Here is a 24909-nt window from a genome sequence, read left to right as displayed (position 1 = left end):
AACTTTGAGTTGAAGGGAATGAAAAAATTAGAGGATGAACCTTTGAAACCGTTTATCATCTGCCTTGAGTTATGGCGCACGGCCTGAGGCAGGGTGTTTTTATAGTCGTGAAGATTTTGGAAGATTGGCTCCGGCGGTAGGGATCGAACCTACGACCAATTGATTAACAGTCAACTGCTCTACCGCTGAGCTACGCCGGAACGGTTCGCGCCGTATAGCAACCCGACTCTTCGCCGTCCAGAGGGGGGTGTGAGTTTTTTCGTCGAAAAAACATGCACACAGCGAAGGCGGGCATCCATGATAATTTGCGGTGTGTTTTGGGGAAATTGGCTCCGGCGGTAGGGATCGAACCTACGACCAATTGATTAACAGTCAACTGCTCTACCGCTGAGCTACGCCGGAACGGTTCGCGCCATATAGCAACCCGAAATTTCGCCGTCCAGAGGGGAAGCGCGGTTTTGGAAAAAAAATTACCTCGGCATCTATGGGGTTCTGGCGAAGATCGCGCCGACGGATAATTTTGACTGCGGTGCAATCAGAAATCGGCATGTAAGATCAACGAGATGGGCGAATACATTCCGTTCGGCAGCGGGCAACAGGGCAGCGGGGGTTTCGGTATAGATTCGCTCGGCCAATTCCCGGGCGGTTCCTGGCCTGGTTTCCAATGCGGACAGAATCTGTTTTTCCCGGGCGCGCCGGTGGGTGATCAACCAATCGAGCCTTTTGGCAGGGTCGTTAATCGGTGCGCCATGCCCTGCGTGGAATACGGACCAGTTATGTTGTCCTAGCTTTTCGCAAGCCGCCATGAAATCGGTCAGATCACCATCAGGTGGTGACACCAATGAACTGGCCCAACCCATCACATGATCGGCGGTAAAGCAGACATCCCCCCAACCCAGCGCAATATGGTTACCAAGATGACCAGGCGTATGGATCACATTCAACTGCCACCCTTCGGCGGCGATTACATCACCATCTTCGACTTCGATATGCGGGCGGAACGCCGTGTCGATCCCTTCACCTCCGCCTGCGAGCCCCTGATTGGCCAATTCGGACATCACCTCACTGCGGCCTGCTTCAGGGCCTCCGAAAGCAATGATCTTTGCTTGCGTTCGTTCGGCCAGCGGTGCAGCCAGCGGAGAGTGGTCCAGATGAGAATGTGTGACAATGATGTGGCTGATCCGTTGTCCGGGTTTAACCGCGTTCAGGATTGCATCCAGATGGTCCGCATTGGCAGGGCCGGGGTCAATCACCGCAAGATCGGTTTGGCCAAGCAAGTATGTATTGGTGCCGCGATATGTCATCGGAGACGGGTTGGGGGCGAGAATCCGCCTTAGGCCCGGTTGTAATTCGTCATCTCGACCTGGCATTGGATTGAAATCGTCCGGTGCTTGCATTCTGCACTCTTTCTCTCGTCTGAACAGCCCGTTAGGTTTAACCCATGACGACGCAATGGCTCAAACTTTATATGCCGCGCAGCCTGTACGCTCGGGCGGCTTTGATTCTCATTTTGCCGGTGGTGGTGATGCTGCTGGTGATCAGTGTCGCCTTTTTGCAAAAGCACCTGGAAGATGTCACCGCGCAAATGACTCGTGCCGCATCGCGTGAGGTTACGCTGGTTACGGATGTGATAGAACATTCTGAAACGCAGCATCAGGCGGTGGCCGAACTTCGGCCCGATCTGGCCGCGCTTGATATGAAACTGCGGTTTCTCGGGATAAACGAAACGCCAGTCATCGGGAATCGCCGCTGGTATGATTTCATTGCACCTCAAGTCGAATCCGAGTTGCGCGCTTTGCTTCCCGATCTTGTAGCGGTCGCCTTGCCAAGCGGGCAGGAGGCTCGATTGTATCTGCAGACGGATTTGGGTGTATTGCAGCTAACTTTCGACCGTCGGCGATTGTCCCCAACCGCGCCGCATCAGTTGATTGTGACCGTCTTGTTCTTTGCGATCATCATGACAACCATTTCGTTTTTGTACATGCGCAACCAGCTACGACCGATCACCCGTCTGGCCGAGGCTGCACAGGCGTTCGGACGCGGGCGGGTTGTTCCTTATTCGCCAGGCGGCGCGATCGAGGTGCGGGCCGCTGGCAGTGCGTTTCTGGATATGCGCGCCCGGATTGAGCGTCAGATGGAGCAGCGCACCATGATGCTGTCCGGTGTCAGCCACGATTTGCGAACGCCTTTGACGCGTCTCAAGCTTGGGCTGTCTTTGTTGCCCGAAGGTGAGGCAGCGCCATTGCAACAGGACGTGGATGAAATGCAGCTATTGCTGGACGCGTTTTTGGACTTTTCCAAAGGAGCGGCAGAGGTGGCGCCGGAATCCGTAGACCCTGAGAGGTTCCTTCGGCAGATCGTCAAGGATGCGTGCAGGGCAGGGCATAAGGTCGAATTGGTAAAGGTTGATGGCGCAGGAACCGCGATGTTGCGCCCGACGGCTATTCGTCGCGCGGTAGAGAACTTGATCGGGAATGCGGTCAGGTACGGAAATCGCGCTGAGATCAGCCTGTCGGTCTCCTCCAAATCGCTGCGTATCCGCGTCGAAGATGATGGTCCGGGTATTCCGCCCGAGCAGCGCACCGAAGCGGTCAAACCTTTCTCGCGATTGGATCCTGCGCGCAACCAGAATCGGGGCAGCGGTGTTGGTCTGGGGTTGGCCATTGTGGCAGATGTCGCCCGAGCCCATGGCGGCGTGCTTCGATTGGGCAAAAGCGAACATCTGGGCGGTCTGTGTGCCGATATTATCATCGGTCGCTAGAGCATCGTGCACCGGACCTCTGCTCTGCCAAATCTGGTGTGAGTTCATCTTGGATTGTCGGATGTTCAGTGACCGATAAACTGATTCAAGCGCCTGAAAAGTTACCGGGATATCCCGGGCGGGAATCGAAGATATGTCCTGAAACCGTGGGGCACTTGCCTCGCAACCTATTGTTAGGTCGTGGAGCATCTCTCTCTATTTTCGGGCTGATCGATCGTTGTTTCTAAAGGAAAATTTGCGGAATTTGGTAGGCCCGGAGGGACTCGAACCCCCAACCAAAGCGTTATGAGCGCTCTGCTCTAACCAATTGAGCTACAGGCCCGCCTAGGCGCTTTGCCTATCATGGTGAACGCCCGCGTCAAGCCTGACCGTTGCAACATCTCCAACAATCGACTAACCCGCGCGGGAACCATTCAAAAGAGGTTGGCCATGACAGCGGGCAAAAACGGAATCACCTACGCGGATGCGGGCGTTGATATTGATGCGGGGAATGCTCTGGTCGACCGGATAAAACCTGCTGCCAAGCGGACCAATAGATCCGGTGTGATGAGCGGGCTGGGCGGGTTCGGCGCATTGTTCGACCTGAAGGATGCAGGTTATCGGGATCCGATTCTTGTCGGCGCCACCGACGGTGTTGGCACCAAGTTGCGGATCGCGATTGATACAGGCCTGGTCGATGGCGTCGGTATCGATCTTGTGGCCATGTGCGTCAACGATCTGATCTGTCAGGGTGCCGAGCCACTTTTCTTCCTCGACTATTTCGCAACAGGCAAACTGGATACCGAGACCGCCGCACGGATTATTGAGGGCATTGCCGAAGGCTGCGTTCAATCGGATTGCGCATTGATCGGTGGCGAAACTGCCGAGATGCCGGGCATGTATCCCGATGGTGATTTCGATTTGGCCGGGTTTTCGGTCGGTGCGATGGAGCGCGGCGCACACCTTCCTGCAGATGTTCAACAGGGTGACGTGTTGCTTGGGCTGGCCTCAAACGGGGTGCATTCCAATGGCTATTCGCTAGTGCGCAAGCTGGTCGAGCTTTCGGGCTTGGGTTGGGATGCGGCATCTCCCTTTGGGGATGGATCGCTGGGCGAGGCACTGCTGACCCCGACGCGCCTTTACGTGAAACCTGCGCTACAGGCGATCCGGACAGGCGGGGTGCATGCGCTCGCCCATATCACCGGCGGTGGCCTGACCGAAAACCTGCCCCGCGTGCTGCCTGAAGGGTTGGGTGCCCAGATCGACTTGAGCTCCTGGGATCTGCCACCCGTATTCCGCTGGATGGCCGAAACCGGCGGTATTGCTGAATCCGAGATGCTCAAGACCTTCAACTGCGGCATCGGCATGATCGTGGTTTGCGGCGCAGAGCAGGCCGACGACCTGTCGGCACTGCTGGCCCAAGCTGGTGAGACGGTTTCGCGGATTGGCACCGTAACCGACACCGCAGGAGTGGCCTATTCGGGCAAATTGCTGTGAGCCATAAGCGCGTCGCCATTCTGCTCTCAGGTGGGGGGTCGAATATGGTCTCTCTGGTCGACAGCATGACCGGTGACCATCCGGCCAGACCTTGTTTGGTCTTGTCGAACGATGCTGAGGCTGGGGGACTGAAGAAGGCAGCTGATCGGGGAATTGCAACGGCAGCCGTAGATCACCGGCCATTCAAGGGCGACCGCGCAGCTTTTGAGGCCGAGCTGCTGAAACCGTTAGAGCAAGCACAACCGGACATCGTGTGTTTGGCTGGGTTCATGCGGGTGCTGACCGGTGATTTCGTCTCGCGCTTTCAGGGTCGGATGCTGAACATCCACCCGTCACTGTTGCCAAAATACAAGGGTCTGAACACCCATGCCCGTGCGATTGCAGCAGGTGATATCGAGCATGGTTGCTCGGTTCACGAAGTGACCGCAGCGCTGGACGATGGCCCAATCTTGGGGCAAGCCCGCCTGAATATTGAGGCTGGAGACACTCCTGAGACTTTGGCGGCGCGCGTTCTGACCTACGAACACAGGCTTTATCCGGCCGTATTGCGCCGCTTTGCCGGAAATGACCGCACGCCGGTGCTTTTGCCGTGAATCCCGCGGGGTGATTTACACGCGGTTGCCATTCGGCCTATGGTTCGCCCGACGGCCCGGAAACGTGTAGGACTGACGGGTGATTAAAAACAAAAGCAAGAATAGCACCACGAATGAAAACCCTCACGACGACGCAAGAGCTGGCCGATTTCTGCAAAGCGGCTGCGGCCTTTGATTACGTAACCGTAGATACCGAGTTCCTGCGCGAACGGACCTACTATTCAAAACTTTGCCTGCTTCAACTGGCGGTCCCGTCGCCCGACGAAGACAGCGCCGTTTTGGTCGACCCGTTGGCCGAAGGGATGACTCTGGAGCCTTTGTACGAGCTCTTCGCCGATGAAAGCGTGGTCAAAGTATTTCACGCAGCCCGTCAGGATCTTGAGATTTTCTGGGTTGAGGCGGGTGTGTTCCCCAACCCTCTGTTCGACACGCAGGTCGCTGCTATGGTCTGCGGATTTGGCGAGCAGGTTGGCTATGAAACCCTGGTGCGCAAGATTTGTAAGGAAGGCGTGGACAAGACCTCTCGATTCACCGACTGGTCACGCCGCCCGCTGTCCGAGGCGCAAAAGACCTATGCGCTGGCGGATGTAACGCATCTGCGGAAAATCTATGAATATCTGGCGGCCGAGCTGACGAAAACCAAGCGCAGCCATTGGGTCGCCGAAGAGCTGCGCACGCTGACGCAATCCGGCACCTATGAGATCCAGCCCGAAAACGCGTGGAAGCGTATCAAAACCCGGACGAACTCGGCCAAGTTTCTGGCCGTTGTTCGCGAGTTGGCCGAGTTCCGCGAAGCCTATGCGCAGGAAAACAACGTACCGCGCAGCCGTGTGTTCAAAGATGACGCGCTGATCGAACTGGCATCGACCAAGCCGAAATCTTTCTCAGATTTGGGTGGATCGCGCCTGCTGCTGCGCGAGGCCCGCAAAGGGGTCATTGCGGATGGGATTCTGGCCGCCGTCAAAAAGGGTGTTAATTGCCCACCAGAAAAATTGCCCAAGATTGATACCAGCCGTGACAAGTTGAAGGTAAATCCTGCGCTTGCCGACCTATTGCGGGTGCTGCTGAAATCAAAAACGGAAAGCTCGGGCGTGGCCGCCAAACTGATTGCTACCAGTTCCGAACTGGATCAGATCGCAGCCGGTGAACGGGAATTACCTGCAATGTCCGGTTGGCGGTTCGAGGTATTCGGCGAAGATGCCCTGAAACTGTGCGATGGCAAAATCGCCCTGGCAGCTAAAGGGCAGACCGTCACGGTCGTAGAGCTTTAGCAGGAATTATCTGCGGCGGGATTCCAGGGCATTTTGTTCCCCTTTGACACGGACCAGCCGAATGTTTGCAAGCTCGTCTCGGCTGATATTGATTGCATTGGATACCCTTCGGGACCGTTCGGTCCCCTGGCTTGTCGCATATGACGGGTAGTCGACACGGAACGTGAATTCGAGAATGCCGTTTTTTGCATTCTCTTCGCTTTCAACACGAACAAGCCGCGCATTATATGCACCCTGCCTTGCAGCAATCCCAGTCGTGTAAACGATAGCTCCATTCGGAATTGGATCGATCCGCAATTCTTCGATCTTGGCGATCGGGAAGCTCTTATCCTCGGGTGGCTTCTTGGAAAACAGGCCAACACCATCGTCTGTCTGGGGAACCAGCGCATTTGCATCGTTCACCGAGACTTCAGAGGGTGCCGGAGTTCTGGACCCAAACCAGTTTGTCGGGTTGACCCGAGAATCACGCCAAGCGCTGCAAGCCGACAGGGTCAAGGCAGCAGCCAAAAGAACAGACAGTGATTTCTTCATCGTCACAACACCCAGAGCAGTCTATATGGCAATGAGTTATAGCACTTTTCCGGGTTTGAAAAGCCACGTGGGGGGCTGGACAGATGCTGGTCAGGATCATAGTTCAAAAATGTGAACCCAATGAGAGGACAGCCCCGAGATGGCGACACCTGCTTTTGAAGAAATCGTCGAAGATTTCGAATTCCTGGAGGACTGGGAAGACCGGTACCGCCATGTCATCGAGCAGGGGAAAGCGATGGCGCCATTGGATGATGCGTTGAAGGTGCAGGCAACCAAAGTCCATGGTTGCGCCAGCCAGGTCTGGCTGCATCCCAGTGTCGAGGGAGGGACCTTTCATTTTGACGGCGACAGTGATGCTCTGATCGTGAGGGGGCTGATTGCGGTTCTGCGATCCCTATATAACGGCCTGCCGGTTCAAGAAGTCCCGCAGGTTGACGCAGGAGGCGAACTGGCGCGGCTGGGGTTAAACGATCATCTTTCCGCGCAACGATCTAACGGTTTGAGGGCGATGATCGACCGTATCCGCGAGGTCGCGATAGAGGCCGCCTAAAGCGGGCGGTTGGCCCAGTCGCTCAGCGTGGATTGCAGATCACCATAACCGGTAAAACGGCGCTCGAAAGCCAGGCCCATTCGGTCTGCGCACTCCTTGGCCCGTTCGGTCAGAACCGCATCATCAGTCTGTGCCTGATAAACCAGTTTCGTGTAGTTGCCGAAATACATTTCCCTAAGCTCGGGGTGGCGATCCAGCCCCAGCGGCTTCCAGACGAAGGCATCGAATTGACGTGCCAGAAAATCTGTTAGGTAGAACGCTGTAGTTTCATCCTCGCCGCGATTTTCAAAGACCTGGTTCCCCTCGAAGAAAGAATAGCAGTGGGGCCCTTTAATCATCTCCACGCCCATCTCCCCGCAGGCTTTCTGCAACAGGCCACCGGTGCCGCAATCTGCGTAGACGACATAAACTTTATCGTATTGGTCGCGGTGTTTGGCAACGGCCTCTTCCACCGCCTGCGTGATCCGTTCCGGGTGGATGTGCAAGATGGCGGGCAAGCAGGTCAGTTCCATATGATCCCAGCCATTACGACGCTTTAGGTCCAGGATTTCCCGCGCCAGCGCACCGCAGGCCAATAACAGAATTCGCCCTGCGCCGTGATGGTCTGAATAGCCCTGTGTTGTCAGGCTGGCGTCGTCGGGAAGTTGGTCCTGAGTCATTTCGCGCCTCTTTCTCGTTATCTAGAAAATCGGCTTATTCGGTGGCTGGCAAGCCCGTATTCGACACATAATGTCGGCTTCGGATCAGGGTAGGGTGAATAAATGAAAAAGGCCGCCCGAAAACCGGACGGCCCTGAAATGGTTTAGATGTCGATCAACCCGCCAGCTGATTGTGCTTGCGCGAGACAAAATCCTTTGCCGTCTCAACAGCTACGGCCGCGTCACGGCAATAGGCATCAGCACCGATCGCCTTGCCGAACTCTTCGTTCAGGGGCGCGCCGCCAACCAGAACGATATAGTCGTCGCGCCGACCCTGTTCGATCAGTGTGTCGATCACGACTTTCATATATGGCATGGTCGTCGTCAGCAGGGCCGACATGCCCAGGATATCGGGCTGTTCGGTATCAAGCGCTTCCAGATAGTTTTCGACGGGGTTGTTGATGCCGATATCAACAACCTCGAATCCGGCGCCTTCCATCATCATTGACACCAGGTTTTTGCCAATGTCGTGAATGTCGCCTTTAACAGTGCCGATCACCATTTTACCAACGCGCGGTGCGCCGGTTTCGGCCAGCAGCGGCTTGAGGATAAACATGCCGCCCTTCATTGCGTTTGCGGCCAGCAAGACCTCGGGTACGAACAGAATGCCGTCACGGAAGTCGTGGCCCACAACCGTCATGCCGCCGACCAGTGCCTTGGTCAGGATGTCATAAGGTGTCCATCCGCGCTCCAGCAGGATGTTCACACCTTCTTCGATTTCTTCTTTCAGACCGTCGTAAAGGTCATCGAACATCTGTTCGACCAGTTCGTCGTCGTTCAGTTCGGACAGGACGATGTCTTCTTCATCGGACATGGGGCGTTTCCCTGAGCTGTTCGGGCCTTGCGCCCGTGGTGGCATTTTTTCCGTTTTGGCCATTTCGCCGTAATACTACTGTGACGATTGCGACCTTGGCAGTTCCGAGACCGACCTATAGGCCAAATTTGTCGTTATCTCGACGTCATTTTACACATGAACATCCTGCAATTCGTTCAAATGCACCAAATGTCCAGGGGCTGATTGGGGCTCTGATGATGCCTCAGAAAGGTAAATGTGCCGCTTGCCGGACCGGTCGATATTCCATATACCAAATGGCATGAACAAAAGTAGAACAAACCTTCCTTCGGCCATTGCCAAGGGGCGAGCAGCCACGGAAAATACGGCAGGCAGATTCGAACGGTTTGACACAATCCCCTGCGATGACGGCTGGGGGTATGATGACGATCTTCCTCCGTTGCGGACTGAAGTCAGGCACGAGACGGCACGCAGCATAATCACTTATAACCGCTCCCCCGACTTGCCATTTGATCGTTCGATCAACCCCTATCGGGGGTGCGAGCACGGCTGCATCTATTGCTTTGCACGGCCCAGCCACGCCTATCTGGGTCTGTCGCCGGGGCTGGATTTTGAGACGCGCTTGATTGCCCGACCCAATGCGGCCGAGCTTCTTCGCAAAGAGCTTTCTGCGAAAGGTTACAGTGTTGCGCCGATTGCGATTGGAACCAATACAGACCCTTATCAGCCTGTTGAAAAAAACCTGGGAATCACAAGGTCTTGTTTGTCGGTGCTTACTGAGTTTCGCCATCCGGTTGCGATTGTGACCAAGGGGGCATTGATCGAACGTGATCTCGATCTGTTCGCACAGATGGCGGAACAGGGTTTGGTTCGGGTCGGGATATCTCTGACCACGTTGGATGCGGATTTATCGCGCCGAATGGAGCCACGGGCACCCGCGCCAAATCGGCGCCTGAAAATCATTCGCAGGCTGACCGAAGCGGGGGTTCCGGTGCGGGTCATGACCTCTCCTTCAATTCCCGGTTTGACAGATCATGAGATGGAAAGCCTGCTAGAGGCGGGCAGGGATGCCGGGGCGGATGCAGCAAGCTGGATTATGCTGCGGTTGCCGCGCGAAGTTTCGGAACTTTGGCAAACCTGGCTGCAAGAGCAAGAGCCAACGCGCGCCGAAAAAGTCATGTCCAAGCTTCGGCAAATGCACGGGGGCCGGGACTATGATCCGCGTTGGGGCCACCGAATGCGCGGTGAGGGCGAATATGCCGAGATGGTGGCTAAACGGTTTTCACTGGCTGTAAAGCGGCTAGGCCTTGCAACGCGCACCCCGAAGCTGCGGTGCGATTTGTTCGATATCCCGCCCCAAGCCGGGGACCAGTTGACGCTGTTCTAACAAATCAGCCCCGGATTCTGGTCCGGGGCTGTTTGGTTTGTTGGGAATCGAAATCAGCGTTTTTCGATGTCCACGTAATCGCGACTGGTTTCGCCCAGATAGAGCTGGCGCGGGCGGCCGATTTTGTTCTGTGGATCTGCGATCATCTCTTTCCACTGACTGACCCAGCCAACGGTGCGCGACAGTGCGAAAATTGGGGTGAACATCGACGTCGGGAAACCCATCGCCTCGAGGATGATTCCCGAATAGAAGTCCACGTTCGGGAACAGTTTCTTTTCGGAGAAATACGGATCTTCCAACGCCTGTTTTTCCAACGCCTTGGCGACTTGCAGCTTGGGATTGTCCTCAATCCCCAGCAGATCCAACACTTCGTCGGCGGATTGCTTCATAACCTTGGCGCGCGGGTCAAAGTTCTTATAGACGCGGTGACCAAAGCCCATCAGGCGGAACGGATCGGCCTTGTCTTTGGCGCGGGCGATATATTCCGGGATACGGTCAACCGTGCCAATTTCTTCCAGCATTTCAAGGCAGGCCTGGTTTGCGCCGCCATGGGCAGGGCCCCAAAGACACGCGATACCAGCGGCAATGCACGCAAACGGATTCGCCCCCGAGGACGAGGCCAGACGCACGGTCGAAGTAGAGGCATTCTGTTCGTGATCCGCGTGCAGAGTAAAGATGCGGTCCATCGCGCGGCTGAGGATTGGGTTCACCTCATATTCCTCGGCAGGGACGCTGAAGCACATGCGCAGGAAGTTTGACGCATAATCCAGATCGTTGCGCGGGTACACGAAGGGCTGACCGGTGTGATACTTGTAAGCCCAGGCAGCGATGGTCGGCATCTTGGCGATCAGACGATGGGATGCGACCTCACGCTGATGCGGGTCGGAAACATCGGTCGAATCGTGATAGAACGCAGACATCGCGCCCACGACACCGACCATGATCGCCATCGGATGCGCATCACGGCGGAAGCCACGATAGAAATACTGCATCTGTTCGTGCAGCATGGTGTGGCGGGTGATCGTGGTTTCAAACTTTTCCAGTTCCTTGGCCGCCGGCAGCTCTCCGTAAAGCAGCAGGTAGCACACTTCGAGGAAATGCGATTTCTCGGCCAACTGGTCGATCGGATAGCCACGGTGCAGCAGTTCACCTTTTTCGCCGTCGATATAGGTGATGGTGCTGTCGCAGCTGGCTGTCGAGGTGAAGCCGGGGTCATAGGTGAACACATCCGCTTCGCTGTACAGCTTGCGGATGTCGATGACATCAGGTCCCACGGTAGGCGAATGAACCGGCAACTCGTATGTTTTACCATGTACGGTCAAAGTGGCTGATTTATTGCTGTCGGTCATAATGTCCCTTCCTCATTCATACGTGAAACGGATCGTCGTCCGTTTCGGCGGGCAACGGTTGCGCACAGGGGCGCAGCCCGGGTGTTAGCGGAGCAGCGTTACCCAAATGTGAAACCTTTGGTTATGTCGCTGCGTCGGAGAGCCGTGCCAGGGTTTCATCCCGCCCAAGCACAAGCATCATATCAAAAACCGAAGGCGTTACAGCCCGACCAGCCAATGCAGCGCGCAATGGCCCTGCCAGCTTGCCAAACTTTAGCCCTTTCGCTTCTGCAAACGAGTTCAGGGCACTCTCCAGTTCGTTCCGGGTCCAGCTAGCATTTTGCACGTGCGGCGTCAATTCACTCAGTATACCGTCGGATACAGAGGACAGCGCCTTTGCAGCCTTCTCATCAGGTTTGATCGGGCGTGACGTCAGCACAAAATGCGCTTTTTCAAGGAGTTCCGGGAATGTGCGTGCCCGATCCTTGAGGCAATACATCGCACGTTCCAGATCACCTGATTGTGCATTGGTGAGAGCGGGCAGTCCCGCCGCCGCCAGGTATCCCTGAATTTCCTGCCGCAACGCGGCATCGACAGTGATTGGAATATGCTGACCACATAGATTCTCGAGCTTTTTCAGATCGAACCGTGCAGGGCTTTTACCGATTCCAGTCAGATCGAACCACTCTTTCGCCTGCTCATCTGTAAAGAATTCGTCATCCCCATGGCTCCAGCCGAGACGGGCTAGATAGTTGCGCATACCCGCGGCCGGGTACCCCATCGCCTGATATTCTTGGGCACCCAAAGCTCCGTGACGTTTGGATAGTTTCTTGCCGTCCGGACCATGAATCAACGGAATATGTGCCCAGACCGGAACATCCCAACCCATGGCTTCATAGATCATCATCTGGCGTGCGGCATTGTTCAGGTGATCGTCGCCCCGGATAACATGGGTCACACCCATGTCGTGATCATCCACAACAACCGCCAGCATATAAACCGGTGTTCCGTCCGAGCGCAGCAGGATCATGTCGTCCAACTGATCGTTGCGGATTGTCACGTCGCCCTGAACCTGATCGCGGATCACGGTGACCCCGTCCCGCGGTGCCTTTATGCGGATCGCATATGGGGCGTCAGGTTGGGTCGAAGGGTCAGCGTCGCGCCAGGGGCTCTGGAACAGCGTCGATTTTCCCTCTGCACGCGCCTGTTCGCGAAAGGCTGTGATCTCGTCCTGGGTCGAAAAACATTTGTAGGCTTTGCCGTCCGCTAGCAGCTGATGTGCCACTTCAGCATGACGCGGGGCGCCTTCGAATTGGCTGATCACATCGCCATCATGGTCCAGGCCCAACCAGGACATCCCCTGAAGAATTGCTGCAGTAGCCTCTGGAGTTGAGCGTTCGCGGTCCGTGTCTTCAATCCGCAATAAGAACTTGCCACCACGTCCCCGAGCAAAGAGCCAGTTGAACAATGCAGTGCGCGCGCCGCCGATGTGAAGAAAACCAGTGGGTGAAGGTGCAAAACGGGTGACGACCTGATCGGACATAGTGTGGATTAACCTTTTGGTAACCGTGTCGGGCTTAACTTGGCGCCTGTCTAACGAGCCCGAAGGACGGGGGCAACCATGCGTGTTCTGGCACGGGTCGAGACCGCATTGCTGAACCAGACAGGCTATTTGTTTCAGTGGTCACCAGTGTGCTTGGCCATTGGCATCGGCCTGTATTTCGCGCTCCGGTTCGAGCCGGGGTGGCAGATTTACATTTGTTTCAGCGCGGTGATTGTTGCGGCTATGGGGATGGCCCGCAAATCGCGGTCTGGCTGGGCTTCGTTGGCAATCGGGGGGACGCTGATCGCTGCCGGGTTTATCCTGGCCGGCGCACGTGCCCATACGGTGGCAGAGCCGGTTCTGTCTTGGCGGTACTATGGCCCGGTCGAGGGACGTGTTGTCGCCATAGACCGCTCTGCGTCGGATGCGCTGCGGGTGACGCTCGATCGGGTGCGATTAGGGGACGTGCCCTTGGATCGACGACCGCGGCGCGTCCGACTTTCCCTGCATGGTGGGGATGTCGCGCTGGTTCCTGGGCAAAGGATCATGACAACAGGTCATCTGTCGCCGCCTCAGGGGCCGGTAGAGCCCGGCGGTTTCGATTTCCGTCGCCACGCATGGTTTCAACGTTTAGGGGCAGTCGGATACACGCGCGTACCGGTATTGTCGGTTGCCCCGCCGGACAGGACCAATCTCCGCATCACGGCGTGGAGGATGGCGATTTCTGAACATGTGCGCGCATTGCTGCCTGGAGAGGTCGGAGGTTTCGCCGCGGCTGTCACGACGGGTGATCGCAGCGGAATGGGGCAGGAAACGCTGAACAATCTACGGGCATCTAATCTGGCTCATCTGTTGGCGATATCCGGATTGCATATGGGGTTGTTGACAGGTTTTGTTTATCTGATCTGCAGGGTCACGCTGTCTGCTGTCCCGGTGCTCGCTCTTAGACTTCCGGTCCGCAAGATTGCAGCGGTTTGCGCCTTGGTCGCGGCGGTTGTTTATCTATTGCTGTCTGGCGGGAATGTCGCAACAGAGCGGGCCTTTATCATGGTCAGCGTAATGCTGGGGGCCATTTTGATCGACAGAAGGTCAATTTCGCTACGCGCGGTGGCCGTCGCTGCCCTTATCGTGCTGTCGTTGCGACCAGAATCTCTGTTAAGTCCCGGTTTTCAGATGTCCTTTGCTGCAACAACGGCACTGGTGGCCGTTTTCGGAGCCTTACGTGGTTTCGGTTCTGCTTTCGGGCCAAAATGGCTACGGCCCATTATCGGGGTGTTGATGTCATCTGCCATAGCGGGGCTTGCCACCGCACCGATTGGGGCGGCGCATTTCAATTCACTGTCTCACTATGGGCTGGTTGCGAATATGCTGTCGGTCCCGGTGATGGGAACCGTCGTGGTTCCTGCGGCCGTTATTGCCGCAATCCTGGCGCCATTCGGGCTTGAGTGGTTTGGGCTGGCGGTCATGGGGGCAGGGTTGGAATGGATTCTGGCGGTTTCAGACTGGATCTCGAGACTGGAAGGTGCGCAAGGTTATGTGGTCAGTCCACCGTCCTACGTCTTGCCCATATTTGCATTGGGCGCGCTCTGGATCGCCTTGTGGCGCGGTGGGGCAAGGTGGGTCGGCGTCGCACCTTGCATGGTGGCGATTGCGCTTTGGGGGCAGGGTAACCGTCCGGAAGTTTTGGTCGCAGACTCCGGTGGGTTAGTTGGTGTGATGACTGATCAGGGGCGCGCGCTGAGCAAGGAAAAGGGCAGCAAATTTATTGCAACCGTATGGCTTGAAAACGACGGAGACGGCGCGAGCCAGAAAACTGCCGCAAATCGCTGGCCCGATGGGAAAGATCTGTCGCAAAGATATTTCTGGCAGGGCAAAGAGCTGATTCACCTCACTGGCAAACGATCTGCGCGCGAATTCAGCGAATGTGGAGATGACCAAATCGTCATCTCTGCTGTTCCGGTCCAGCTGTCCGGCACCTGTATGGTGATTGATCCCGAGTTGTTGAACAAGACAGGAAGTATTGCACTGTCCGGCGGAAACGTAATGACCAGTGCCGAAGTCATAGGCAAAAGGCTGTGGTCGCCAGACAACTAAAGATCAATAGCTTCGGATCAGCCCAACCAAACGGCCCTGAACCTTGACCTTATCTTCGGGCAGTACACGCGTTTCATAGGCCGGGTTGGCAGCCTCAAGCGCTATCGCCTGACCTCTCCGATAGAACCGTTTGAGCGTTGCTTCCTGATCTTCGACCAGCGCGACAACGATATCGCCATTATCAGCCGCGGAGGTTTCGCGGATGACGACCACATCGCCGTCGTTGATGCCAGCGTCAATCATCGAATCGCCGCGTACTTCAAGTGCGTAGTGCTCGCCTCTGCCGGAAACCATGCTTCCGGGGACGGCAACGCGGTGCGAGACATGGCTGATCGCCTCGATCGGAACACCTGCTGCGATGCGTCCCATGACCGGCAATTCCATTGCGTCTACGGTCACTGGTTCGAAATTCGCGGGGCGTTTGCCTTCGGGCTTGTCACCTTCGATAACACGGGGTTTGAAAGCGACTGTTGGCTCTCCTCCCAGGCTTTCAGGAAGTTTGACGATTTCGATGGCACGGGCACGATGGGCCAGACGACGGATAAAGCCGCGTTCTTCAAGCGCTGTGATCAACCGATGGATGCCGGATTTGGACCGCAGGTCCAGCGCAGCTTTCATTTCATCGAAACTTGGGGGGACGCCATCCGCCTGAACGCGTTTATGGATGAACTCCAACAAATCCAACTGCTTCTTGGTCAGCATTGCTCACACCTCGTCGCTCATGCGTTTTCTTTTGTTCTACGCATGTTCACGTTTTGTGTCAATGATCTTGTAGGGACTCAGATCGGAAGGAACATCACTTCGTCTCCGGCCAGGCGTGCCGGGTCATTGGGTTGCCGAACCAAAAGCGCGTTTGCTTCGGCAAGCACGCTGAGCAGCGAACTGTCCTGGTTTTGGCAGGCTTTAATTCCATCACCAGTCACGATAGCGCGCATGTAATGCTCGCGCGGCCCATTCGCTGGGATAGCCTCAGTTAAATTGGCGCTTTGAAGCGGGGTCAGAACCTGTTCCAGGCCCAGCATCTTACGGATCATCGGGGCAAGAAACAGATAGCTGCAAACCATTGCGCTGACCGGATTACCCGGAAGTCCAACCATCACGCTATCGCCCAAGCGACCGGCCATCAGCGGTTTGCCGGGGCGCATGCGGATTTTGTAAAAACTCCGCTCCAACCCCAGTGCGGTGGTGACCTGAGAGACAAGATCATAATCCCCAACCGAGGCACCGCCGATCGTAACCACCAAATCAACGTCGGCTGCTAGGGCAAAGGCGGTCTCGAGGGACGAAACCGTGTCAGAGGCGATGGGCAGAACCCGCACATGCGCTCCAACATCCTCTAGCAAGGCTTTGATACCAAAGGTGTTTGAGGCGATTATCTGATCCGGTCCCGGTGTTTCGCCGGGCATGATCAATTCATCCCCGGTTGCGATCAGCGCGACCACGGGTTTACGTGCAACCGGCACCATGGGGATATTCATCGCCGCCAAAAGCGCCAGATCCTCGGGGCTCAAACGACGTGGAGCCGTAATCTTGGCGCCAATTTCGAAATCGACGCCTTTTGGACGAATGTTGGATTTAGGGCCCGGCAGATCAGAAATGGTGATCAGGTCACCTCGGCGATCAACATTCTCTTGAATGACAACAAAATCTGCACCTTCAGGAATAGGGGCGCCAGTGAAGATCCGAACCGCCTGTCCGGGTCCAACCTGACCGTCAAATCGCCGACCGGCCGCAGCCTCGCCAATGACTTTGAACATGGCGTGCAGCTCGACCTCGGTCGACTTTACCGCGTAGCCATCCATCGAAGACGAAGCGAATGGCGGCTGATCGCGTGTGGCTGCTACATCCTCGGCCAGTACTCTACCCGCCGCATCCATCAAGGGAGCCGTCTCCGAGGGGAGGGTGTTTACAAGATCGAATAGCTGCGCCCGGGCGCTTTCAACGGTTATCATTTCGCCTCGTAACGGCCTGACTTACCACCATCTTTTAGCAAGACGCGAATGCCGCCAATTTCCATTGCCTTATCGACGGCTTTGGCCATGTCGTATATGGTCAGTGCGGCAGTTGAGGCCGCTGTCAGCGCCTCCATTTCCACGCCGGTTTGACCAGATGTCTTGACGGTTGCTTGTACCTGTATGCCGGGTAATTCTGGGTCCAGTGTCAGGTCTACGGTAACTTTGGTCACTGGCAGTGGGTGACATAGCGGGATCAGATCGGGTGTCTTCTTTGCCCCCATGATACCGGCCAGACGTGCCACCCCCAAGACGTCACCTTTTTTGGCGCGACCTTCTGCGATCAAGTCGAACGTATCTTGTGCCATCGTGATACGAGCCGCTGCGACGGCGACACGATCCGTGATGGGCTTGTTCGACACATCGACCATATGAGCCTGTCCCTGGGCATCGAAGTGAGTCAGCGGCATCACATCACACCCGGGCTGAGCGGACGCGACAGCAGATCGTGTGTCGCTGCTGCGACGTCTTCCTGACGCATCAGGCTCTCGCCAATTAGAAAACAACGCGCACCGTAACGGGCGATATCGGCCAAGTCTGCTGGTGTGCTCAACCCGCTTTCGCAAACGATGGTCCGGTCAGCGGGAACTAGTTTTGACAGGCGGCGTGTCGTATCAAGAGTGGTCTCGAAGGTCTTGAGATTACGGTTGTTTATCCCAATCAACGGGCTTTTGAGCTGCGTTGCACGTTCCAGCTCGGCTTCATCATGAACTTCAATCAGAACGTCCATGCCCCAGTCAAAGGCGGTCTGTTCCAATTCAGCCGCCTGGCTGTCATCAACCGATGCCATGATGATCAGAATACAATCCGCCCCAAGAGCGCGGGCTTCAGCCACCTGATAGGGATCGTACATGAAATCTTTGCGTAGAACCGGCAAAGAACAGGCTGCGCGTGCCTGAACCAGAAACTCTTTGGCACCCTGAAAGCTGGGCGTGTCGGTCAACACGGAAAGGCAGGCAGCGCCGCCTTCTTCGTAAGCTTGTGCAAGTGCTGGTGGATCAAAGTCAGCGCGGATCAGACCTTTGGAGGGGCTGGCTTTTTTGACTTCTGCAATCAGCCCGTACCCGCTACGTACAGCCATTTGCAACGCCGATGCGAATCCGCGCGGTTCAGAGGCTGATCTTGCTTCGTTTTCAACAGCTTCCAGAGACTTATTGGCCTTGTCCGAAGCGACCTCTTCGAGCTTGTAAGCTTTGATTTTGTCCAGAACCGTTTCGGTCATGCGGCCTCCTGAGTAATGCGGGCCAGGGCCGCGATCTTGTCTTTGGCTTTTCCGCTGTCGATACTTTCAGCGGCTTTTGCGACACCTTCGCGCAGATCAGCAGCGGCCTCTGCGACGACCAGGGCTGCTGCGGCATTCAACAATACCGCATCGCGATAGGCGGAGGCCTCACCGTCTAGAAGAGCTCGGAAGGCTACTGCGTTTTCCTCGGGGGTTCCGCCGAGAATGTCCTCGAAGGGATGTACCGGCAGCCCTGCATCTTCTGGGTGAAGCTCGACCTCTTTAATTGTGCCGTCTTCGAGGGCCGCAATCCAACTGATACCCGTGATGGTCAATTCGTCTGTGCCGTCCGATCCGTGTACCAGCCATGCGCGGTCGGACCCAAGCAGGCCCAACGTTTCGGCCATCGGGCGGATCAACTCTCGGCTAAAGGCTCCGGTCAACTGCCGCTTGACGCCTGCCGGATTGGTCAGCGGACCGAGAATGTTAAAGATCGTCCGTGTCCCAAGCTCTTGCCGGGTGGGCATGACATGCGCAATCGCCGGGTGATGCATGGGGGCCATCATGAATCCGATGCCGACATCTTGCAGTGCATTTTCAACGGTTTGCGGGCCGACCATAACATTGATACCCAGCTGGCCTAGCGCATCTGCGGCTCCGGATTTAGAACTCAGGTTCCTGTTGCCGTGTTTGGCCACGGTGACACCGGCACCCGCAACCACAAAGGCGGTCGCGGTCGAGATATTCAGCGTTCCCTTGCCGTCACCGCCGGTGCCTACGATATCCATCGCGCCAGCTGGTGCCTGAACTGCATTGCATTTTGCACGCATCACGGCAGCGGCGGCGGCATATTCATCGACGGTCTCACCGCGTGTGCGCATAGCCATCAAAAGCCCGCCGATCTGGCTGGGTGTTGCGGCGCCGTCAAACAGGATCCCAAAGGCTTCTTCCGCTTCGGCGCGTGTCAGGGGGCGGTCGGCGGCAACTCCGATCAGCGGTTTCAGGGCGTCGCTCATGCGGGAACTTTCATCTCGGACAGGAAATTCTTGAGCAACGCGTGGCCGTGCTCGGAAGCGATGGATTCCGGGTGGAACTGTACGCCATGAATGGGCAGTTCGCGGTGCTGGAGGCCCATTATGGTGCCATCTTCCAATTCCGCCGTAATCTCCAGGCAATCGGGCAGGGTATCGCGGTCTACAATCAGCGAATGATAGCGCGTCGCCTCAAACGGCGTGGGCAGGCCCGCGAACACACCTTTACCGGTGTGGTGCATTGTTCCCATTTTGCCATGCACAATCTCATGGCAACGCGTGACTTTTCCACCGAAAACCTGACCTATGGTCTGATGGCCAAGGCAGACACCCAACAAAGGCGTCCGTGTTTCGGCGGCTGCCTCGGTCAGGGCAAGGCAAATGCCTGCCCGGTCAGGGTCGCAAGGGCCAGGGCTGAGCAGGATGCCAGCGGGGTTCATGGCCATCGCTTCTTGCACGTCCAGCGCGTCATTCCTTCGAATGACCATTTCCGAGCCAAGTTCGCCTAAATAATGTACGAGGTTGTAGGTAAATGAGTCGTAGTTGTCGATCAGCAGCAGCATTTGGCTCTTGTCTCGTGTTGGTCATTTCGGGCTGGCGATGCAACCCAAGGCCACGGTATAGTGTTGGCACATACATGCTCAGGCTTGTGGGGCAGCGTCAAGGGTGCATCCCGAACTTGGCGGTCCTGCAGGCAGGTGCCACAACAGATGGTGCAAGGGCAAGGCAGCAGGACTAAGGCGAGAGGCAAATATTATGGGCGGATTTGTCGGCGGAATGATCGCAGGCGCAGTTGTCGTAGTGGTGCTGGGGGCAGTCTTATCGCTCAACGCGCCGCTGTCGAAAAAGCCGTCCATAGCGACAGTCGCACCAGAACCTGCACCGGTGCAGACGTCGGAGAGCTCCGAGGTTGTCGCTGAGGCGGGTGCAGATGCCGATCTGCTCAAACTCCCTGCGCAGACGCCCGAGAATGAAGTCGAAGAAGAGGATTCTCTGGCGGGTTTATCCGAAGCTGAGAACGCCCCGGACAGCCAGCCGGTAGTGAATGACGTAAGCGTTCCGGTCGAAGCGCCGACGCCGAGCGAGGCGGATTCCGTAAGCATCTCGAGTGAGGCCCCGGTCGTTCCGCGAATGCCTGTCCCCGTTCAGCCTGCGCCGCTTGCCGACCTCAGCCCAGATGCCGAAGAAGATGCCCCTGAGCCACCGGCTGATCAGGTTGCTCTTGCCGAGCCCTTGCCCGAAGTCTCGCCTTCGGAATCAATCGAGCTGGAGGTGAATCCGGAGGATAACCCAATCGCAGTGGAAGGGGACGAGGACACGCTGCCCAGTCAGCCGCTACCGCGTATCGCCTCGGTTCCGCAGATCGGCGCAGAGGACAACACGTCGGGAAATACCACTATCGGGCGTCGTGTAGTGCCTTTGACTGAACGAGATGATGAAGCAGCCCAAGATCCGCAGGAAGAGGTTCCTGTAGGTAAACCGATCGAGGCCTTCGCAGAGAAGTTTGACAATCCGGATTCCAAACCCCTCATGTCGATCATTCTGATTGACGATGAGGGTGCATATGGCGCCGAGGCGCTTCAGGATTTCCCATATCCGCTTACGTTTGCGGTGCGCCCATCAGACCCCGATGCAGCTGAGAAAATGGCTCGACATCGGGCGGCCGGGTTCGAAGTGATGGTCACTGCTGACCTGCCCAAGGCGGCCAGCGCACAGGATGCTGAGGTATCGCTTTCGGTGTGGCTTGAAGCGTTGCCCGAAACGGTAGGAATTCTTGAAGGTGATGGATCCGGCATCCAGGGTAACCGGAAACTGGCGGATCAGGTCGCCGCCATCGCCGGTGGAACGGGTCGAGGACTGATCACTCAGGATAACGGGCTCAACACGGTTCAGAAGTTGGCCTCCCGTAATGGAATTCCGTCTGCGGTAATTTTCAGGGATATCGACGGCGCGCGGCAGGATGCAAAAATCATGCGACGTTTCCTGGACCAGGCTGCGTTCCGGGCCGGGCAGGAAGGCACTGTTGTCATGTTGGGCCGGTTGCGCCCGGATACCATATCCGCCTTGCTGCTTTGGGGTCTGGAAGATCGCGGAGGCCGCGTAGCAATGGCGCCTATTTCGGCGGTGATGATGCAAGGGGCACAATAAGCCCGATCACATCCTTCCCCGAAACAGGCAGCCCAGACGGGCTGCCTTTATCAATTCTTGCCGGACAGCGTAAATCGGGCCGCGTCAGCCGCAGCGCGTCTGATGGCGTTGGACTTGTGGACGGTTTCCATGAATTCAGCCTCTGGATCGCTATCATACACAACGCCACCACCGGCCTGAATATATAGCTTTTGATCCTGAACGATGGCCGTTCGCAGGGCGATACACATGTCCATGTCTCCGCCGGCACTGAAATAGCCGACGCCGCCGCCGTAGACACCGCGTTTTTCCGGCTCAAGCTCATCAATGATTTCCATGGCTCGTACCTTGGGGGCGCCCGAGACAGTCCCCGCGGGCATTCCCGCAAAAAAGGCGTCCAGCGCATCTTTACCCTCGGCCAACTCACCCACAACGTTTGAAACGATGTGCATAACATGGCTGTACCGTTCAATGATGAACTCTTCGGTCGGGCGCACCGTTCCGATCTTTGAAACCCGCCCGGTGTCATTGCGGCCTAGATCCAACAGCATCAGATGTTCGGCCAGTTCTTTCTTGTCGGCCAGCAATTCAATTTCGTAAGCTTTGTCCTCTTCCGGGGTCGCTCCACGTGGACGCGTCCCGGCGATGGGTCGTATGGTGACTTCATTGCCAAACACGCGCACCAGGATTTCCGGGCTGGCACCGATCACCTGAAACCCGCCAAAGTTGAAATAGAACATGAAGGGCGACGGGTTTGTTCGCCGCAGCGACCGGTACAACGCAAATGGAGGCAGCGGGAAATCCTGCGTCCAGCGCTGCGCTGGCACTACCTGAAAGATATCACCAGCGCGGATGTATTCCTTGGCTTTCTCGACCGCCTCTAGATAGCCGGATTTGGTAAAATTCGAGACGGGCGGGGCGACTTCGTACGCATCGCCAAGGTCACGTGTTTCAGCAGGCATCGCCCGCTCCAGATCGCGCACTGCGTCCATGACGCGCTCGGCTGCCTGGGCATATGCAGCCTTGGCCGACTGGCCATCGCTGACCCAGGCGGGGGAAACGACCGTGACTTCGCCCTTCACACCATCCAGAACCGCGACGACAGAAGGGCGCAGCATGACGGCATCCGGCAGGCCCAAAGGGTCGGGGTTGATGTTCGGCAGATACTCGACCAAGCGCACCATGTCGTAACCGAGATAGCCAAATAGTCCTGCCGCAGCTTGTGGAAGGTCGTCAGGCAGCTCGATCCGGCTTTCGGCCAGAAGCGTCCGAAGGTTGTCCATCGGATCGCCATCCTGCGCCGTGAAAGCGTCCGGGTCGAACCGGGCCGAGCGGTTCAGTTCCGAGGTCTCAGCGCGACAGCGCCAGATCAGGTCGGGTTTCATACCGATGATCGAATACCGTCCGCGGACCTCGCCACCAGTCACCGACTCGAGCATAAAGGCGTCTTTTTGCGCGCCGGTCAGTTTCAGCATCAAGGAGACAGGCGTATCAAGATCGGCTGCCAGACGGGTGTAAACGACCTGGTTTTCGCCGGCCTCATAGGCGCGGGCGAAGCTGTCAAACTCTGGGGTCAGGGCCATATTCGGTCTCTTAATTAATAGCTCGCCTGAACGGCGTTCAGTGCTTGCTGATCCACCACAGGACGGGCGCGGGCCTGGGCGTCGCGAACATAGGCATCGAAAATGTTCTGTGCCAGAGCCTGATTCAGCTGAGCGGCCAGCGCTTGTTGAACCTGACGGCGTTCATCGGTCTCGGCAGGGGGCAACAATTCGTCAAGTCGAACGATCAACGCGACCCCAGCACCGGGAACGACGCGATAGCTTCCTAGTTCCATGTCGAACACTTCCGGCATGAACCCTGCGGGTACATCTTCTAGAAATGCAGTTCGTGTCAGAGCGTTTTCCACGCGGTGAGGCAGGCCGGTCGTGGTGAAATCCCCGTTCTCCTGCAACTGCTCCAACACGGCATTCGCGTGGTCTTCCAACGCTTTGTCAGTTTGAACCTGTGTCCAGGCCGCCGCAACGCGATCACGCGCTGATTCCAGCGGTTCAGGCCGACGAGGCAGCGTTTCGTTCAGGCGCAGCGCAAAGATCGAACCGTCCTCAAGGAATGCAATCTCGGGAAAATCTCCGTCTTGCACGGCTTCGGCTGCACTGCGGAAACCGTCATATGCGGCCACGCCATCCTGACTGGCGCGAGTCCAGTCGATCTGTCCCAGCTCCATCCCGGTCTCGGCTGCCAACTCCTCAAGTGTTGCCCCGCCTGCAAGCAGGTCATTGATGTCTTCGGACTGAGCCTCGATCTGGCGGCGCGCACGGTCTGCGGCCAACTCTTCGCGCAGAGCTGGGGCGGCGTCTTCGAAGGGAGTGTTGTTCTCAGCCAGCGAGCCGTTGATGCGGAAAAGGGCAGGGCCGAATACCGAGGGTAGAGGTCCAACAACAGTGTCCAGTTCAGCCGCGAAAATGGCCTCGGCCGCATCGCCCAGGTCGTCGCGGGTAACGTCGCCCAGATCCACGTCGCTCAGCTCAAGCTCACGGTCACGGACAAGTTGTTCGAAGGTTGTCCCGCCAACTTCAATCTGTGCCATGGCATCTTGCGCAGCGGCGTCATCAGAAAAAGAAAGGCGTTCAACAAGGCGGCGTTCGGGTTGCTGAAACTCGTCTGCGCGCTGTTCGAAAAGCCGGAGAACTGAATCTTCGTCCACCTCGACACTATCCAGCAGCATATTGGGCGACAGAATCGTATAGGTCAGCTTTTTGGTGCGAGGCAGGGAAAACTGGTCCTGGTTCTCGTCGTAATAGGCCTGGATTTGTTCATCGGTTGGGGTTGCAACCGGCTCTGCCAAAGCTTCGGGTGAAACGGTTGCAACAGTAAAGCTGCGGCGCGCACCGACAAAGTCTGTCAGAACTTCAGTTAGGATCGAGGGCATTTCTACTCCGCTGACCACGGCATCCTGCACGATGGTCCGTGCGGATTCTTTCCTCAGATCGGTTTCAAACTCGGTGTCGGTCATGCCAACCTGTTCAAGCTGAAAGCGATATGCCTCACGGTCGAAAGAACCATCAGGCCCCTGAAACGCAGGGATCGAGACGATTTCTTCCTGCAAATTTTCATCGCCGATCGAAATACCCAGCAGACCAACTTCGTTATCCAGAGCCGCCAGCGCGGTGAGGCGCGACAGAGCCAGCTGGTCCAAGCCAAAATCGCGGGCCTGTGACATTTGCAGGGGCTGGCCGGTCTGGCTTTCGACCGCGCGGATTTCTCGCTGAAGTTCGCGGACGTAATCGTCAATCGAGATATCTTCGTTGCCCACCTGCGCCACAGTGTGCACAGTTCCAGTCAGGCTGGTCGCGCCAAATCCTGCAAGGCCCAGCATCAAAAGACCCATGAGGATCCAGACAAAGGTCTTTGATAGATTTTTCATGCCTGCGGCCATGGTGCCCTCTTGTTTTATTCGGCGAGTATTTGCCCTGTCGGTTGCGGCCCTGA

The 24909-nt window shown here is 56.8% G+C and carries 22 protein-coding genes and 3 tRNA genes; 8 read left to right on the top strand and 17 right to left on the bottom strand.

Annotated elements, in window-relative coordinates; all coding sequences use genetic code 11:
* Positions 1–125: 125 nt before the first annotated feature.
* The 3 genes from AC2FH6_RS03010 to AC2FH6_RS03000 form a co-directional block, all read right to left on the bottom strand.
* Positions 126–200: transfer RNA gene (locus tag AC2FH6_RS03010), tRNA-Asn, on the bottom strand.
* A gap of 127 nt (positions 201–327) precedes the next feature.
* Positions 328–402, bottom strand: a tRNA-Asn gene (locus AC2FH6_RS03005).
* A gap of 80 nt (positions 403–482) precedes the next feature.
* Complete coding sequence (locus AC2FH6_RS03000) at positions 483–1397, bottom strand: MBL fold metallo-hydrolase (protein ID WP_496701117.1); 915 nt, start codon at positions 1395–1397, stop codon at positions 483–485.
* 44 nt (positions 1398–1441) lie between these two features.
* Between AC2FH6_RS03000 and AC2FH6_RS02995 the strand changes: the two genes are divergently transcribed.
* Positions 1442–2761, top strand: coding sequence for an ATP-binding protein (locus AC2FH6_RS02995; protein ID WP_142633580.1), 1320 nt, complete (start codon positions 1442–1444; stop codon positions 2759–2761).
* A gap of 245 nt (positions 2762–3006) precedes the next feature.
* Here AC2FH6_RS02995 and AC2FH6_RS02990 read toward each other — a convergent pair.
* Positions 3007–3083 (bottom strand) — tRNA-Ile (locus AC2FH6_RS02990).
* 107 nt (positions 3084–3190) lie between these two features.
* On the opposite strand from AC2FH6_RS02990, the gene purM reads away from it, so the two are divergent.
* From purM to rnd, 3 genes are all read left to right on the top strand, one after another.
* Entirely contained in the window at positions 3191–4237 is a 1047-nt protein-coding gene (gene purM / locus AC2FH6_RS02985; protein ID WP_496701115.1) for a phosphoribosylformylglycinamidine cyclo-ligase, read from the top strand.
* Entirely contained in the window at positions 4234–4830 is a 597-nt protein-coding gene (gene purN / locus AC2FH6_RS02980; RefSeq protein ID WP_496695576.1) for a phosphoribosylglycinamide formyltransferase, read from the top strand. Before purM ends, purN begins: the two co-directional genes overlap by 4 nt.
* 113 nt (positions 4831–4943) lie before the next feature.
* The gene (gene rnd, locus AC2FH6_RS02975) at positions 4944–6101 is read left to right on the top strand and encodes a ribonuclease D (protein ID WP_496688199.1); all 1158 of its coding nucleotides are present in this window, start codon (positions 4944–4946) and stop codon (positions 6099–6101) included.
* Between the two features lie 6 nt (positions 6102–6107).
* Here the strand turns inward: rnd and AC2FH6_RS02970 are convergent, their stop codons facing one another.
* A complete protein-coding gene (locus AC2FH6_RS02970; RefSeq protein WP_496701114.1) occupies positions 6108–6632 on the bottom strand; it encodes a hypothetical protein in 525 nt (174 codons plus the stop codon).
* Positions 6633–6771: 139 nt separating this feature from the next.
* Here AC2FH6_RS02970 and AC2FH6_RS02965 point away from each other — a divergent pair, with 139 nt between their 5' ends.
* Positions 6772–7182: a SufE family protein gene (locus AC2FH6_RS02965; RefSeq protein ID WP_496700428.1), complete on the top strand. Its 411-nt coding sequence runs from the start codon at positions 6772–6774 to the stop codon at positions 7180–7182.
* On the opposite strand, the gene AC2FH6_RS02960 is transcribed toward AC2FH6_RS02965, so the two are convergent.
* Both AC2FH6_RS02960 and AC2FH6_RS02955 read right to left on the bottom strand, forming a co-directional pair.
* A complete protein-coding gene (locus AC2FH6_RS02960) occupies positions 7179–7841 on the bottom strand; it encodes a DUF1638 domain-containing protein (protein WP_496691185.1) in 663 nt (220 codons plus the stop codon). The two genes, AC2FH6_RS02965 and AC2FH6_RS02960, sit on opposite strands and share 4 nt — an antisense overlap.
* Before the next feature lie 154 nt (positions 7842–7995).
* Entirely contained in the window at positions 7996–8694 is a 699-nt protein-coding gene (locus tag AC2FH6_RS02955) for a corrinoid protein (protein ID WP_271947279.1), read from the bottom strand.
* Positions 8695–8974: 280 nt separating this feature from the next.
* Here AC2FH6_RS02955 and AC2FH6_RS02950 point away from each other — a divergent pair, with 280 nt between their 5' ends.
* Positions 8975–10060, top strand: a complete 1086-nt coding sequence (locus AC2FH6_RS02950; protein WP_496701112.1) for a PA0069 family radical SAM protein — start codon at positions 8975–8977, stop codon at positions 10058–10060.
* Between the two features lie 53 nt (positions 10061–10113).
* On the opposite strand, the gene gltA is transcribed toward AC2FH6_RS02950, so the two are convergent.
* Together gltA and gltX are read right to left on the bottom strand one after the other, a co-directional pair.
* A complete protein-coding gene (gene gltA / locus AC2FH6_RS02945; protein WP_281972039.1) occupies positions 10114–11409 on the bottom strand; it encodes a citrate synthase in 1296 nt (431 codons plus the stop codon).
* 121 nt (positions 11410–11530) lie between these two features.
* The gene (gene gltX / locus AC2FH6_RS02940; RefSeq protein WP_496701109.1) at positions 11531–12931 is read right to left on the bottom strand and encodes a glutamate--tRNA ligase; all 1401 of its coding nucleotides are present in this window, start codon (positions 12929–12931) and stop codon (positions 11531–11533) included.
* A 78-nt stretch (positions 12932–13009) separates the two neighbouring features.
* Between gltX and AC2FH6_RS02935 the strand changes: the two genes are divergently transcribed.
* Entirely contained in the window at positions 13010–15025 is a 2016-nt protein-coding gene (locus AC2FH6_RS02935) for a ComEC/Rec2 family competence protein (RefSeq protein WP_496701107.1), read from the top strand.
* Between the two features lie 3 nt (positions 15026–15028).
* Here the strand turns inward: AC2FH6_RS02935 and lexA are convergent, their stop codons facing one another.
* From lexA to AC2FH6_RS02905, 6 genes are all read right to left on the bottom strand, one after another.
* Positions 15029–15727 carry a transcriptional repressor LexA gene (gene lexA, locus AC2FH6_RS02930; RefSeq protein WP_282021212.1) on the bottom strand — a complete coding sequence of 233 codons (699 nt, stop codon included), beginning with the start codon at positions 15725–15727 and terminating at the stop codon, positions 15029–15031.
* A gap of 77 nt (positions 15728–15804) precedes the next feature.
* A complete protein-coding gene (locus AC2FH6_RS02925) occupies positions 15805–16977 on the bottom strand; it encodes a molybdopterin molybdotransferase MoeA (protein ID WP_496701105.1) in 1173 nt (390 codons plus the stop codon).
* Positions 16974–17447, bottom strand: coding sequence for a cyclic pyranopterin monophosphate synthase MoaC (gene moaC, locus AC2FH6_RS02920; protein WP_282021214.1), 474 nt, complete (start codon positions 17445–17447; stop codon positions 16974–16976). The genes AC2FH6_RS02925 and moaC overlap by 4 nt, the downstream gene beginning before the upstream one ends.
* Positions 17447–18259 (bottom strand): indole-3-glycerol phosphate synthase TrpC, encoded by an 813-nt coding sequence (gene trpC / locus AC2FH6_RS02915; protein ID WP_282021215.1) that lies wholly within the window; start codon positions 18257–18259, stop codon positions 17447–17449. Before trpC ends, moaC begins: the two co-directional genes overlap by 1 nt.
* Entirely contained in the window at positions 18256–19275 is a 1020-nt protein-coding gene (gene trpD / locus AC2FH6_RS02910) for an anthranilate phosphoribosyltransferase (RefSeq protein ID WP_496700419.1), read from the bottom strand. Before trpD ends, trpC begins: the two co-directional genes overlap by 4 nt.
* Positions 19272–19853, bottom strand: a complete 582-nt coding sequence (locus AC2FH6_RS02905; protein ID WP_142633613.1) for an anthranilate synthase component II — start codon at positions 19851–19853, stop codon at positions 19272–19274. The genes trpD and AC2FH6_RS02905 overlap by 4 nt, the downstream gene beginning before the upstream one ends.
* A 193-nt stretch (positions 19854–20046) precedes the next feature.
* Here AC2FH6_RS02905 and AC2FH6_RS02900 point away from each other — a divergent pair, with 193 nt between their 5' ends.
* The gene (locus tag AC2FH6_RS02900) at positions 20047–21438 is read left to right on the top strand and encodes a divergent polysaccharide deacetylase family protein (protein WP_496691190.1); all 1392 of its coding nucleotides are present in this window, start codon (positions 20047–20049) and stop codon (positions 21436–21438) included.
* 50 nt (positions 21439–21488) lie between these two features.
* Here the strand turns inward: AC2FH6_RS02900 and trpE are convergent, their stop codons facing one another.
* Positions 21489–23000: an anthranilate synthase component I gene (trpE, locus tag AC2FH6_RS02895; RefSeq protein ID WP_281994570.1), complete on the bottom strand. Its 1512-nt coding sequence runs from the start codon at positions 22998–23000 to the stop codon at positions 21489–21491.
* Between the two features lie 14 nt (positions 23001–23014).
* Complete coding sequence (locus AC2FH6_RS02890; RefSeq protein WP_496688185.1) at positions 23015–24856, bottom strand: peptidylprolyl isomerase; 1842 nt, start codon at positions 24854–24856, stop codon at positions 23015–23017.
* Positions 24857–24909: the final 53 nt, after the last annotated feature.

The sequence above is a fragment of the Ruegeria sp. CDSC045 genome (assembly GCF_059610725.1).
The sequence above is the reverse complement of the archived record's forward strand: the minus strand, read 5'-3'. Positions and strand labels throughout refer to the sequence as shown.